Source organism: Allobosea sp. 10N428 (genome assembly GCF_056394545.1).
Genome location: NZ_JBFTIC010000004.1, coordinates 11,778 through 25,431, shown reverse-complemented (window position 1 = coordinate 25,431; position 13,654 = coordinate 11,778). Strand labels below are relative to the sequence as shown.

Annotated in this window: 12 protein-coding genes; 8 read left to right on the top strand and 4 right to left on the bottom strand. The window is 66.8% G+C overall.

Translation table 11 applies throughout. The features are described 5' to 3' along the window. Positions 1 to 354 precede the first annotated feature (354 nt). Both AC1DDA_RS14190 and AC1DDA_RS14185 read left to right on the top strand, forming a co-directional pair. Positions 355 to 975 (top strand): TetR/AcrR family transcriptional regulator, encoded by a 621-nt coding sequence (locus tag AC1DDA_RS14190; RefSeq protein ID WP_476796215.1) that lies wholly within the window; start codon positions 355 to 357, stop codon positions 973 to 975. Further along, positions 972 to 2,627 carry an acyl-CoA dehydrogenase family protein gene (locus AC1DDA_RS14185; protein ID WP_476796214.1) on the top strand — a complete coding sequence of 552 codons (1,656 nt, stop codon included), beginning with the start codon at positions 972 to 974 and terminating at the stop codon, positions 2,625 to 2,627. The genes AC1DDA_RS14190 and AC1DDA_RS14185 overlap by 4 nt, the downstream gene beginning before the upstream one ends. A 108-nt stretch (positions 2,628 to 2,735) precedes the next feature. On the opposite strand, the gene cbiB is transcribed toward AC1DDA_RS14185, so the two are convergent. Beyond that, complete coding sequence (cbiB, locus tag AC1DDA_RS14180; protein WP_476796213.1) at positions 2,736 to 3,713, bottom strand: adenosylcobinamide-phosphate synthase CbiB; 978 nt, start codon at positions 3,711 to 3,713, stop codon at positions 2,736 to 2,738. On the opposite strand from cbiB, the gene cobD reads away from it, so the two are divergent. From cobD to AC1DDA_RS14165, 3 genes are all read left to right on the top strand, one after another. Then, positions 3,712 to 4,725, top strand: coding sequence for a threonine-phosphate decarboxylase CobD (cobD, locus tag AC1DDA_RS14175; RefSeq protein WP_476796212.1), 1,014 nt, complete (start codon positions 3,712 to 3,714; stop codon positions 4,723 to 4,725). The two genes, cbiB and cobD, sit on opposite strands and share 2 nt — an antisense overlap. Before the next feature lie 99 nt (positions 4,726 to 4,824). Beyond that, a complete protein-coding gene (locus tag AC1DDA_RS14170; RefSeq protein ID WP_142114613.1) occupies positions 4,825 to 5,796 on the top strand; it encodes a D-2-hydroxyacid dehydrogenase in 972 nt (323 codons plus the stop codon). Positions 5,797 to 5,815: 19 nt separating this feature from the next. After that, complete coding sequence (locus tag AC1DDA_RS14165) at positions 5,816 to 7,030, top strand: MFS transporter (protein WP_185745182.1); 1,215 nt, start codon at positions 5,816 to 5,818, stop codon at positions 7,028 to 7,030. A gap of 57 nt (positions 7,031 to 7,087) precedes the next feature. Here the strand turns inward: AC1DDA_RS14165 and AC1DDA_RS14160 are convergent, their stop codons facing one another. Continuing rightward, a complete protein-coding gene (locus AC1DDA_RS14160; RefSeq protein WP_142114615.1) occupies positions 7,088 to 7,615 on the bottom strand; it encodes a hypothetical protein in 528 nt (175 codons plus the stop codon). A 59-nt stretch (positions 7,616 to 7,674) separates the two neighbouring features. Beyond that, positions 7,675 to 9,339, bottom strand: coding sequence for a GMC family oxidoreductase (locus AC1DDA_RS14155; protein WP_476796211.1), 1,665 nt, complete (start codon positions 9,337 to 9,339; stop codon positions 7,675 to 7,677). Between the two features lie 634 nt (positions 9,340 to 9,973). On the opposite strand from AC1DDA_RS14155, the gene AC1DDA_RS14150 reads away from it, so the two are divergent. The 3 genes from AC1DDA_RS14150 to terL are packed head-to-tail and all read left to right on the top strand — an operon-like array spanning position 9,974 to position 13,272. Then, positions 9,974 to 11,434: a site-specific DNA-methyltransferase gene (locus AC1DDA_RS14150; protein ID WP_476796210.1), complete on the top strand. Its 1,461-nt coding sequence runs from the start codon at positions 9,974 to 9,976 to the stop codon at positions 11,432 to 11,434. Next, on the top strand, positions 11,412 to 11,822 hold the full coding sequence (locus tag AC1DDA_RS14145; protein ID WP_476796209.1) for a DUF5681 domain-containing protein: 411 nt from the start codon (positions 11,412 to 11,414) through the stop codon (positions 11,820 to 11,822). The genes AC1DDA_RS14150 and AC1DDA_RS14145 overlap by 23 nt, the downstream gene beginning before the upstream one ends. Then, a complete protein-coding gene (terL, locus tag AC1DDA_RS14140; RefSeq protein ID WP_476796208.1) occupies positions 11,815 to 13,272 on the top strand; it encodes a phage terminase large subunit in 1,458 nt (485 codons plus the stop codon). The genes AC1DDA_RS14145 and terL overlap by 8 nt, the downstream gene beginning before the upstream one ends. On the opposite strand, the gene AC1DDA_RS14135 is transcribed toward terL, so the two are convergent. Then, on the bottom strand, positions 13,269 to 13,631 hold the full coding sequence (locus AC1DDA_RS14135; protein ID WP_476796207.1) for a hypothetical protein: 363 nt from the start codon (positions 13,629 to 13,631) through the stop codon (positions 13,269 to 13,271). The two genes, terL and AC1DDA_RS14135, sit on opposite strands and share 4 nt — an antisense overlap. Positions 13,632 to 13,654 lie beyond the last annotated feature (23 nt).

Below are 13,654 nucleotides of genomic sequence, written 5' to 3'. Positions count from 1 at the left end.
GACCTCGCTGCGATCCGATCCGGCTCGTCGAACCGCTGCTGCGCCTTGCGAGATCGGAAGGTGGCACCGGAGCGGCTTGCCGCGCAGCCGTGGCGGCGATGCCGCGGATGCGCTCGCGGCTCGAATGCGGCTGCTTCAGTCGGATGGCATAGCGGCTGCCACGCGCAGTCCTCACGAGCGAACTCGCTGGTGCGACAGCGCATCCCGCTATCCTCCGGCCCGCTCCGGCAGCGCCTGCGATCGACCAGATCGAGATGGACCCCCGCAGCGCTCGCGCTCCCTCGCGCCGCTTGACGGGAACTGGATTTGCTCTCAGATTGAATTTGAATTCAGATTCAAAATTTGAGGCGGGCCGTGCCTGTTGCCGCACCGAGACAACCGCGCAAGGTCGGGAAGCGCGAGGCGATCCTCTCCGCCGCGCGGGGCATCGTCTCGGAGGTTGGCTTCCAGGAGACATCGATCGCAGCCGTTGCGGCGGCGAGCGGCGTTTCCACGGGCAGCGTCTATTCCTATTTCTCGTCCAAGGCCGAACTGATGGCTGAGATCGTCGCCATCGTTTCGTCACGCGAACTCGCCGTGCTGCGCGCGATCGCCGCAAGCGATGCGCCCGTTGCCGAGCGCTTGACGGCCGCGGTCGAGGCTTTCGCCCGGCGCGCCTTCGCCAATCGCCGCCTGGCATGGTCGATGATCGCCGAGCCCGCCGACCCCGCGGTCGACGCGACGCGGCTCGACTATCGCCGCGAGATCGCCGGCATCTTCCGGGCACTCGTCCTCGAAGGCGGCGAACAGGGCGTTTTCCGCCCCGTCGACCCCGATGCCGCCGCGGCGATGATCGTCGGCGGGTTCATGGAAGCGCTGATCGGCCCGCTTTCGCCGGAGCGTGCCATCACCTCGGAGCGTGGCCGCGAGATCGCGGCGGCTCTGGCCGATCTCTCACTCGCCGCACTGATCTCCCATGAAGGACAGGCCGCATGACCGCTCTCGACGCTTACGGCTACGACACCCATGAGGTGCTGAACCAGGCGCCGGCGCTGGCGGATTACGACGCCTTCGCGGCGGACCCTGCGCTCGGGCGCATCCTCGATGCCTTCGGCGCAGGCTGGTTCCGTGAGCAGGCGAGTGTCGTCGGCGGCCATGTCGGTTCGCAGCGCGTGCAGGATCTGGCGCGGCAGGCCAATCGCAGCCTGCCGGAACTCCGCACCCATGACCGCTGGGGCCGGCGCGTCGACCAGATCGAGTTTCATCCCGCCTGGCACGAATTGATGGGGCTCGCGATGCGCGACGAGTTCCATTCGCTGTGCTGGACGAAGCCGCGGCCCGGCGCCCAGGTGGCGCGTGCCGCGGTTTCCTATCTCTGGAACCAGGGCGAGAACGGCATCTGCTGCCCGCTCGGCATGACCTATTCGGCGATCCCGGTCCTGCAGCGCGACCCAGCCCGCTGGGCCGAGTTCGGCAGGTTGATCACGTCCTCTGACTACGACCAGCGCCCGCTGCCGGCGGCGCAGAAGCGCGGCGGCACGGTCGGTATGGCGATGACCGAGAAACAGGGCGGCTCGGATCTGCGCCAGACCCAGACCGTGGCGACGCGCAACGCCGACGGCACCTATGCGCTCACCGGCCACAAATGGTTCTTCTCGGTCCCGCATTCGGACGTGTTTCTGACGCTGGCGCGGACGGAGGAGGGCGTCTCTTGCTTCGTCGTGCCGGGCTGGCTGCCGGACGGTTCGCGCAACCGCCTGCAGATCCAGCGGCTCAAGGACAAGTGCGGAAACAAATCGAATGCCTCCTCGGAGGTCGAATTCCGGGGCGTCATCGCCAATCTCATCGGCGAGCCCGGCCACGGCATCCGCGCCGGGCTGGAGATGAACCACTACACTAGGCTCGATTTCGCCGTCGGCTCGGCCGGGCTGATGCGCCATGCCCTTGCGCAGGCGGCGCATCATACGGCCCATCGCCGCGCTTTCCAGAAGGCGCTGATCGACCAGCCGATCATGACGAATGTCATTGCCGATCTCGCTCTGGAAGCCGAGGCCTCGGCCTGGCTCGCCTTCCGCTTCGTCCACGCCCTCGACAGGGAAGGGGAGAGCGAGGCGGAAAAACTCATCGGCCGCATTGGCGCGCCGATCGCGAAATACTGGAACTGCAAGCGCGCCACGCCGGTCGTCACCGAGGCGCTCGAATGCCACGGCGGCAACGGCTTCATCGAGGACCATCTGATGGCGCGGCTCTATCGCGAGGCGCCGCTCAACGGCATTTGGGAGGGCACGGGCAATGTCGTCTGCCTCGACGTGCTCCGCTCGATCCGCCGCTATCCCGATTGCGTGCCCGCCCTGCTCGACGAGTTGCGCGCCGCGCGCGGCAACGATCCGCGCTACGATGCTTTCCTCGCCGAACTGGAGACCGATCTCGTCGACGTGCTCAGGCATGAGCATCTGGCGCGCCGCTTCGTCGAGCGCATGGCGCTGGCCTTGTCGGCCTCGCTGCTGATCCGCCATGCGCCCCATGCGGTCGCCGATGTTTTCGTCGCCTCGCGGCTGGCCGGCGGCTGGTCCGGCCATTTCGGCTCGCTGCCTGCGGGAGCCGATCTCCAGGCGATCGCGTGTCGCGCCGTGCCGGTTCCGGATTGAGGCCGAAAAACCGAGATGCATGCCACGCGTCATGCTCGGGCTTGACCCGAGCATCTCAAGAGATTCTCGGGTCTGCGCTCCGCTCCGCCCGAGAATGACGGGCGGGCGTCAGAGCAGCGCGGCAGTCGCCAGCAGCGTCGCCACCCCCCAAAGCAGGCCGCAAGCGCGCCGGTAGAGCGCAAGCGCGCGGCGGATGTCGGCCGCCGTTCCCTCGGCCCGGCCATCGCCCATCCAATGATCGTCGATGCGGGTCTGGCCGTAGACACGCGGCCCGGCGAGACGCAGGCCCAGCGCCCCCGCCATGGCCGCCTCCGGCCAGCCGGCATTGGGCGAACGATGCTTGCCGGCATCGCGCCGGACAGCCCGCCAGGCGCCGCCGGCGTCCATCGTCCTGTCGAGTGCGGCCGAGGCAACCAGCAGCAGCGCGGTCAGCCGCGAAGCCGGGAGATTGACGAGGTCGTCGAGGCGCGCAGCGGCCCAGCCGAAGGCGATATGGCGCGGCGTGCGGTGGCCGATCATCGAATCGGCCGTATTGATCGCCTTGTAGGCGGTGATGCCCGGCAGCCCGCCAACGCCGAGCCAGAAGGCCGGCGCGACGATGCCGTCCGAGAAATTCTCCGCCAGGCTCTCGATCGCGGCGCGGGCCACCCCCGCCTCGTCCAAACTCTGCGGATTGCGCCCGACGATCATCGAAACGGCCGTGCGGCCGCCCTCCAGCCCATCCTGCTCCAGCCCTTCGGCAACACGCGCGACATGCTCGTAGAGGCTGCGCTGCGCGATCAGCGTGGAGGCGATCAGCGCGAGCGGGATGAGACCGAGCGGCCCGAAGAACAGGCACAGGCGCTGGACCAATGCCGACAATGCGATGGTGACGGCGAGCAACAGCGCTAGCGCCAGCAGGCCCATGGCCTTGCGTGTGATGAAGGACGAAGCCTCGCGGTTGAGGGCCCGGTCGAGCATGCCGATCACGCGCCCGATCCAGGTGACGGGATGGCCGATTGCGGCATAGAAGCGCTCGGGATAGCCGAGGGCCGCCTCGATCGTAAGCGCGAGCACGAGCAGCGGCAGGCTGGCGGAGAGGTTCATGCGGGGCGCGGGCAGGGTCGTGGCTGAGGACGGTATCTGGCATGGCGGCGATCTCGCCACGGCCCGCGCGCTCTTTCCGGATGCGCCGCAGCCCTGGGTCGATCTCTCCACCGGGATCAACCCGATCCCCTATCCGCTTCCGGCGCTGCCGTTAAGCCTCTGGACGCGCCTGCCGGGCGCCGATGACGAGGCGGCGTTGATTGCGGCTGCCCGCGAGGCCTATCGCGTTCCGGCTCACGCAGACATCGTGGCGGCGCCCGGCACGCAGATCCTGATCGAATTGCTGCCGCGCCTCGCGCCGGCCGGCCCCGTCACGATTCTGGGCCCCACCTATGCCGAGCACGGCCATGCCTGGCGCAAGGCGGGCTATGCCGTCAGCGAAACCGCTACGCCTGCCGAGGCGGCCGCGACCATTGTCGTGGTCAACCCGAACAATCCCGATGGGCGCGTGCTGTCGCTGGCCGAGATCACGAGCCTTGCCGCGCATTGCGCCGCCCGCGCCGGCCTCCTCGTCATCGATGAGGCCTTCGCCGATTTCACGCCCGAAGCCAGCATCGTGCCGGGTTTGCCTGATGGCACGATCGTGCTGCGCTCCTTCGGCAAGACCTATGGCCTTGCCGGGCTGCGACTCGGTTTCGCCATCGGCGCGCCCGAGCCGATGGCGCGGCTCAAGGCGGCGCTCGGTCCCTGGTCGGTTGCCGGCCCGGCGCTCCATGTCGGCGCACAGGCGCTGTCCGATGCCGATTGGCTCGCCGGGACCGGCCGGGAACGGGCGCAGGATGCCGCGCTTCTCGATGCCCTGCTGGCGCCGCATGGGCGCGTCATCGGAGGAACCACCCTGTTCCGCCTCCTCGAAACGCCGAAAGCGGCGGCGCTCTTCGCCCGCCTCGGCCGCCACGGCATCTATGTTCGCCGCTTCCAGAATGCGCCGGATCGCCTGCGTTTCGGCCTGCCGGGCGACGAGCTTTCCTGGTCGCGCCTGCACGCGGCGCTCAGCGTCGCTGTCCCCTGAGCATCGCCATCAGCGTGAAGCTTGCATGCGGCCAGTGCGGGGACAGGAGCGGGCGCGCCCGCTAACGTCCATCGAAAAGGAATCGGGGAGAGACAACGCATGGCATTCCTGCCGCCGGAAGGCGAACTGACGATCGGCTTCGCCCATGCCGCCTATCAGCTTCGGGACGAGTTCCTGACGCGCGGCCGCGCCGCGAAAAGCTTCGAGGTCAACAGCCTCGACGACCTGCGCGAGCGGGCCCCGGAAGCCGATGTGCTCGTCGTCTCCGGGCTCTGGCGCAACGACCTGCTGCCGCGATTGCCGAAGCTGCGTTTCATCCAGTCGATCAGCGCCGGCACCGACCAGTTCGACAAACCCGCGATCGGCGCCGCCGGCATTCGCCTCGCCAGCGCCCAGGGCAGCAATGAGCGGGCCGTCGCCGAGCATGCGATGTCGCTGATCCTGGCGCTGACCCGCCAGATCCATTTTGCCCGGGACAACCAGGCGAAGCAGTTCTGGCGCCCGATGATCGGCGACAGGGCGCTGCGCGAGGACGAGCTCGGCGGCAAGACGCTGGTCGTCGTCGGGCTCGGCCGCATCGGCCTGCGGCTGGCGAAATTGGCGGCCGCCTTCGACATGCGCGTCATCGGCGTGCGCCGAAGCGCCGAGGCGCAACCGCATGTCGAGGCCGTCATCCATCCGAGCAAGCTCGCGGAAGCGGTGGCACAGGCCGATTTCGTCGCGCTGACCTGCCCGCTGACGCCAGAGACGGAGGGGCTGATCGATGCCCGCATCCTCGGCGCGATGAAGCCGAGCGCTTTCCTGATCAATGTCGCGCGCGGCCGCGTCGTCGACGAGATGGCCTTGCTCGATGCGCTCGGCAACAGCGGCATCGCGGGGGCCGGGCTCGACTGTTTCCATGAGGAGCCGCTGCCGCCGGTCTCGCCGTTCTGGCGCATGCCGCAGGTCATCGTCACCCCGCACAGCGCCGGCGAGACCCGCGCCTATGAAGGCAATGTGGTGGATATCCTCCTGGACAATCTGGGTCGCCTCGAACGCGGCGAAGCGAACCTGCGCAACCAGATCGTCTGAGCGACAGCAGGTGGCGGCGATGGCTTCGCCCAGATTCCTCCGGCCGGGCGGCCCTTCGCTGATCCCCGCGCTCGGCGTGACGCAGGTCTTCGGCTACGGTACGCTGTTCTATGCCTTCACCGTGCTGGCGCCGCGCATGACCGCCGATTTCGGCTGGGCGCCGGAATGGACCTTCGGCGGCTTCGCGATCGGCCTTTTGCTGGGCGGCGCCGTCGCCCCCGTCACTGGCGGCCTGATCGACCGCTACGGTACGCGGCTGGTGATGACGATCGGCTCCGCGCTGGCTGGCCTCTCGCTCTTCGCCTTGGCCGAGGCGCGCGGCATCGTCAGCTATACGCTTGCGATGGTTGCCCTGCAGGCGGTGACCACCGCTGTGTTCTACGACGCTGCCTTCGCTGCGCTGACGCAGGCGCGCGGCAGCCAGGCGCGCCGCGCCATCAGCCAGCTCACCCTGATCGGCGGCTTCGCCTCGACCCTGTTCTGGCCGCTGACCTCGAGCCTGCTCGGGATGTTCGACTGGCGCGGCGTCTACCGGCTCTACGGCCTCTCGCAGTTCCTGGTTTGCCTGCCCCTGCACCTGTTTTTCCTGCCCGGGCGGGTGAAGCGGCCGGTCGTCGCGCAGGCCATGGATGCGGCTACGCCGGCCCCGCAGGAGCCGGAGCTGGCTTATCTCCATGGCGATGCGCGCCGCCGCGCCTTCCTGCTGCTGGCGCTGGCCTTCTCGCTCCAGGGCTTCGTCGTCTCGGCTATGGCGGTGCATATGCTCGCGCTGCTCCAGGGCTTCGGGCTCAGCGCGGCCGTCGCGGTCGGCATCGGCGCGATGCTCGGGCCGTCGCAGGTCGCAGGTCGCCTTGTCGAGATGCTGTTCGGCCGCGCCGTCTCGCCAGTCACGACGGCCTGGGTCTCAGGCTGTCTGATGCCGCTCGGTCTCGCTCTGCTCCTTGTCGGCGGTTCGCTTCCGGTCGTCGCCGGGCTCTTCGCCATCGCCTTCGGCATCAGCATGGGGCTGAGCTCGATCGTGCGCGGCACCGTCCCGCTCCAGCTCTTCGGCCCGGTTGGCTTTGGCGCAACCATGGGCAAGCTCTCGGCGCCGGGCCTCGTCATCAAGGCGGCGGCGCCGCTCGTCTTCGCCGTCTCGCTGGAGCGCGGCGGCGTCATGCTCTCGACACTGCTGCTGATCGCCTTCTCGGCGCTTGCCGCCGGCGCGCTTTTCCTGCTGGCGCGCAGCCGCTAGAGCATTTTCGAGCGAAGTGGACACCGGTTCGCGTGAAGAAAATGCGGCAAAAAAGACTTAGGCCAGCATCGTGCGCCACCAGTGGCGCACGGCATCGCGTGTCCGCATCGCCAGGCCATAGGCAGCCGTAGCCCTGACCCGGGCAAGCACGCTGTCGCGCACGCGCACCACCTGTCCCATGATCCAGGCGAACCAGCGATAGCGCAGCAGTTTCTCGCGGCCGGCGTGATAGATGCGCTCGACGAAGACGAAGCTCATCAGATGCGCGAAGGCGGTGACCACCAGCCCGGGCCAGAACTGCCCGCGCGCAAACAGCACGAGGCCGAAGAGCTTCAGCGGCTCGGCAATAGCGAAGGGGACCGCCAGCGCCAGCAGGACGAGCGGCGGCGGCAGGGCGGCGACGCTCTCCTCGAGCCGGCGCATGACGCGCAATTCCGCGAGCCGGCGCAGCAGCGGCCGGTAGAGCGGCCGCAGGAGCTCGTCGAGGACGACGAAGACGGTGATGACGGCGCGCAGGACCGCGAGCAAGCCACGTGTAAGCGGGCCACGCTCCGGTGCTGATGGGGGCGGAAGATCTTCGGTCATCGCAACCGATTCATAGGCCGGGATTTGCGGCAATTCCATGCCGCCCGGCGCGACAACCCCTACCGGCGTGCGTCTTCCTTGAGCATCGCTACGCCCTTCTCGGCGATCATCATCGTCGGATTGGCGGTGTTACCGGATGTGATCGCCGGCATCACCGAGGCGTCGATGACGCGCAGGCCCGAAACACCGCGCACGCGCAGCCGCTCGTCGAGAACTGCGCCCGGATCATCGTTGCTGCCCATCCGCGCCGTGCCGACCGGATGGAAGATCGTTGTCCCCAGCTTGGCGGCGGCGTCGAGCAAGGCGTCGTCCGACTGGACCGCTTCGCCCGGCATGTATTCCTCGGGCCGGAAGCGGGCGAGCGGCGTCTGCGCCACGATGCGGCGCGTCAGCTTCATCGCGTCGACCGCGACCTGTCGATCCTCCTCGGTGTCGAAATAGTTCGGCGAGATCACCGGAGCATCGCGTGGATCGGCCGAGCGCAGATGCACGCTGCCGCGGCTGGTCGGCCTGAGATTGCAGACGCTGGCCGTGAAGGCGTCGAACGGGTGGAGTCCCGAACCCCAGCTGTCGAGCGAGAGCGGCTGGAAATGATATTGCAGGTTCGCCGTCGCGTATTGCTGCGAAGATTTCGCGAAGGCGCCGACCTGCGACGGGGCCATGGTGAGCGGGCCAGTGCGCAAAGCCGCCCATTCCAGTGCCATCAGCGGCCGGCGCCAGAGCCTGGCATAGTCGCTGTTCAGCGTCTTGACGCCCTGGACCTTGTAGACCGGCCGGATCTGGAGATGGTCCTGCAGGTTCTCGCCGACGCTGGGTGCATCGACCAGCGTCTCGATGCCGAGGTTCTGCAATCGCGCGCCGCCGCCGATGCCGGAGCGTTCGAGCAGGAGCGGGGAGGCGACGGCGCCGGCTGAGAGCACGACCTCGCCATTGACCTCGACCCGGAGTTTTTCCTCGCTCGGCGTGCCCAGCCCATGGGTGAATTCGACCGCCTTGGCCCTGCCATCCTCGAAGACGATGCGCTCGACATGGACGCGGGTCTCGAGTCGGAGGTTATGGCGCTCCTTCTGCTCGAGCAGCGGCTTCAGGAAGGCGCGATAGGCGCTGAGCCGCCGTCCGCGCCGCTGGTTCACCTGGAAGTAGGAGGAGCCTTCATTGTCGCCGGTGTTGAAATCCGGGATCTTGGCGATGCCGGCGGCTTCCGCCGCATCGCGGATCGCATCGAGGATCGCCCAGCGCACGCGCGGATGCTCGACGCGCCATTCCCCGCCGGCCTTGTGCAGCCCGCCGGGCGGCGGCGCGATATGGTCCTCATGCGCAAGGAAATAGGGCAGCACGTCGTCCCAGCCCCAGCCGGAAAGGCCGCGCTGGCGCCAGCCGTCGTAATCGGCGGCCTGGCCACGCATATAGACCATGGCGTTGATCGCGGAGGAGCCGCCGACCACCTTGCCGCGCGGATAGGCCAGCGTCCGCCCGCCGAGCCCGGCCTGCGGCTCGGTCTGGAACAGCCAGTCGGCGCGGGGATTGCCGATCGCGAAGAGGTAGCCGACCGGGATGTGGAACCAGATCCAGTCATCCAGGCCGCCGGCTTCGAGCACCAGGGTCTTGGTCTCCGGGTCGGCCGCCAGCCGGTTGGCGACGACGCAGCCGGCCGAGCCCGCCCCGATCACGACGTAATCGAAGCTGCCGATCAGGCGGCGGTCGGTGGAGGCGGTATCGGGCATGGCGGTCCCAGGGGAAATGGTCGCGGGGCTGCCTTTTTTAGGGCGGCGAGGCGACAATCTGGCATAGGTCGCAAAGGCGTAACAGCGCGCGGGAAGGCGCAGTTCGCGAGTTGCTGCCGCGGTCGCTGTTCCCTGGTAGCAGGGAGTTATCAGGGAGTTCGGAGCTGTGAGGAGGATCGAATAGACGTTGTCTGCGCCTTAAGCGTCTGGAGGAATGGCATTTTGGGGCTCAGCCGTTGTTTTGCGAGCAGGGAGTTCGCCTTCAATTAGCAGGGGTTGTGGCGGCTCGATCAGGGATGTCGCGGTCTGCGGAAGGCTGCGATCAATGCCGGTTTGACGGCGAGACGTACGGGTCGCTGGCCGAGTTGACAAAGACAGTGTCCATATGTTCCTATGTGATGGGATTGTGGTCCTTTACACGCGAGTGCCGGTGCAGTAGTGCTGAGCAGCTCGCGAATCGTCGTGAGCATTTTGCCGAGGCGATCGTCTCGGGCTTGTGCCACGTTGAGGAAGCTGCGGTGGGGATCGCAGGTTCTTCGATTGTCAGGGGTAACAGCCATGGACGTCGGTCCTTGGATGGTGTGATGGTCTAGCCCCTGGTGGTCGACCTCTTTCGAGAGAAAGACGTCGCATCATGAATTCCCCGCATGATCCCCCCAAGCCGCAGGCGCGTGTTCGCCGCCGCGTCCAGTCTGATATCCCGCCCACCATCAAAGACCCTGCCCTGGAACGCGCGATCGCGAGTTTCGCGCCGCAGGTGAGCGAGCGGGACCTGAACGAGCTGGTGCCGTCGGCGCGCAACGCGCGCACGCACTCGAAGAAGCAGATTCACCTGATCGCCGAGAGCATCAAAGCATTTGGTTTTGTGTCGCCGATTCTGGCGACGACGGCTGGCGAAATCGTCGCTGGGCATGGTCGCTACGAGGCGGCGAAGCTGCTCGGCTTGCCGACGGTCCCGGTGATCTCGATCGGTCACCTCGGTCCTCAGCAGATCCGGGCGCTGCGGATCACGGATAACCGTTTGGCGGAGCTGTCCGGCTGGGACGACGAGATCCTGAAGCTGGAGCTCGGCGAACTGATCGATCTTGACTTCGAGGTTGAGATCACCGGCTTCGAGACGGCGCAGATCGACGTGATCCTCGACGGCAACGCGCCGGTCCCGGTGAAGGCTGATCCGGCGGACGCGCTGCCTGAGCTGCAGGAGGTCGCAGTGACGCAGCGGGGCGATCTCTGGCTCCTGGGCGAGCACCGCATCCTGTGCGGCGATGCGCGCGTTCCCGAGGATTACCAGACGCTGTTGGGCGGTGAGCTCGCCCAGATGGTGTTCACGGATCCTCCTTACAATTTGAAGGTGAACGGCCATGTCGGTGGTCTCGGGCGGACCAAGCACCGCGAGTTCGCGATGGCCTCGGGCGAGATGAGCAAGCTCGAGTTCACCGGCTTCCTGCACGAGGTCTTTGCTCGGATCGCGGAGGCGTCGCAGGAGGGTGCGCTGATCTATAGCTGCATCGATGGCCCGCACCTGCACGAGATGCTGAACGCCGGCTATGGCGTCTTCGACGAGCTCAAGTCGGTGATCACCTGGGCCAAGGCCAATGCCGGGATGGGTTCGCTCTACCGGAGCCAGACCGAGTTGATCACGCTGTGGAAGAAGGGCAAGGCGTCGCACATCAACAACATCGAGCTTGGCAAGCACGGCCGCTATCGCACCACCCTGTGGAGCTATGCGGGCGTGAACGGCTTCCGCAAGGGCCGGATGGCGGAGCTGGCGAGCCATCCGACCGTCAAGCCCTGCGCCATGGTGATGGACGCGATCAAAGATTGCTCGAAGACGAATGGCATCATCCTCGACAGCTTCAGCGGCTCGGGCACGACCCTGATCGCGGCGGCCAAGACCAAACGCCGCGGCTACGTCATGGAGTTCGATCCGCTCTATGTCGACGGCGCGATCCGGCGCTGGGAGACGCTGTTCAAGGACGAGGCGCGCCACGCCGGGACCGGGCTGACCTTCGCGGAGATGGCGGCACAGCGCGGGCGCGATGGCAGCGCTCACGCGGCGTCGGACGAGAGCGTTGGAGGGGGCCATGTCGCGTGAAAAAGCTCCCCCGGCTGTAGGTCACAAGAAGCCGCCGCTGCACACCCGGTTCCAGAAGGGACGGAGCGGCAACCCCTCGGGCCGCCGTAAGGGGACACCTGAACAGGCCAAGCAGGACTATCGCGAGATGGTCCTGTCCCGCCTGGTGCCGATGACCATCGGCGGCAAGCGGGTGAAGGTGACGGCGCGCGAGGCTCTCTATCAAAAGCTCCTCGCCATGAGCTTCGATGGCAACCTGAACGCGATGAAGCTGCTCCTGAAGGATGATGGCCTCAACGACAACAAGACCGACGCGGAGTCGCCGCTGAGTGATGAGGAGCGGGAAGCTTTGCTCTCGCGCTTCATCGCGCGTGAGCTCAAGAAAGCGAAGGGAGGCGGTGATGACTGACGACGATATCATCACCACCGCTCTGCGTCGCGATCTGGCAAGCTTCATCGAGCATTGCTTCCTGACGCTGGAGCCGGGCACGGCCTATCAGCACAACTGGCATATTGAGGCGATCGCCTATCAGCTGATGCGGATCTGGGGTGGGGAGTGCAAGCGGCTGATCATCAATGTGCCGCCGCGCTCGGCCAAGTCGATCTGTGTGACGATCGCCTTCACCGCCTGGCTGATGGGCCATGATCCGCGTAAGCGGATCATGGCAATCAGCTACGCCCAGGAGCTCTCGCTGACCCACGCTGCGGCCTTCCGCAGCGTGGTGACCTCCGATTGGTATCGCCGCGCCTTCCCGGACTTCGCGATCAAGGCCAATCGAGGCCAGGAGATCCGGACCACGGAACAGGGCTATCGTTACGCCTCGTCGATTGGCGGTTCGGTGTTGGGGCGCGGCGCCGATCTGATTGTCATCGATGATCCGATCAACGGACTTGAGGCTGCGTTGTCGGCTGCGGCCCGACGTCGGGTCCAAGCCTTTTATGATGGTACCCTTTACTCCCGTCTGAACGACCGTAAGAACGGCGCCATCGTGATTGTGATGCAACGCCTGCACGAGGATGACCTGGTCGGGCATGTCCTGGAGAAGGAGGATTGGGAGGTTCTCTCAATCCCCGCTATCGCGCCGGAGGATTGCTCCTATCGGACCGGTGAGGGGAAGAGGGCGCTGTATCAACGCCGCCGGGGGGAGATTATGCATGCTGGTCGAGATACTTTTGCGGACCTCGAGGCGATCAAGCGCAATCTCGGATCATTGAACTTCTCGGCGCAGTACCAGCAGAACCCGCTGCCGGCCGAAGGGCAGATCATCAAACGCGATTGGCTGCATTATTACGATGAGCGGCCGGCGGAGTTCGACCTGAAAGTTGCGTCCTGGGACACCGCCTCGACCAAGGCCGAACATTCCGACTGGTCGGTCGGCATGATCTGGGGCGCGGTCGGGCAGACCTATTATCTCGTTGACGTCGTCCGCGGTCGCTGGGAGGCGCCGGAGCTGCGCCGTAAGATGATCGAGCTTTCGCGGAACCATGCGGTTGACGCAACGCTGATCGAGGATACCGAACTTGGACGGGCGTTGTCGCAGGACCTGCATCGCACGGGTACGCTGCATCCGCGGCTGCAGGCGCCGCGGTTCGATAAGCAGGCGCGACTGATGGCGCAGGCAGCCCGCTTCGAGGCGGGGCAGGTGTTCCTGCCGCGCGAGGCCAGCTGGCTCGCCGACTATCTCGGTGAGCTCCTGGCCTTCCCGCTCGCGCGTAACGATGACCAGGTTGATGCGACGAGCCAGGCCCTTAAGTATCTGACGGCGAAGACCCCGACCATCCGCGAGCGTCCCCAGCGCATCGTGCGACCCCAGGGCCGTGCCCGCCCGTCAGGCGGGCGCGATCCCGTCGTTGCTTAGGGCTTAACCGTCACAGGTGTCATGCTGTAGCCGCGGCCGGCCATGCAGCCGACCATGATCCGGCTGAGCGCCTGGTTGCGTTGGCCTTCGAGCATGCCGGCTTCCATCGCGTCAGCGAGGCTGCGACCCGAATAGATCGGGGCCGCCATGGCCTGGGCCTTGGCGACCTCGCCCTTGCAGATGGCATCATCCTGCTGGAACTGCGCGGCCGCACCGGCATCGCTACGGCCGTCGAATCGGTCGAAGCGCATGATGGTACGAGAGGTACAGGCGCTGACGGCATTGGCCAGCATGATGGCGGTGACGAGGGAAGGCCAGCGACGGCGGCCGGGATGTCGACAGAGAGCAGGAGAGAACACGGAAGCGAGCTCCTTGGAAATAT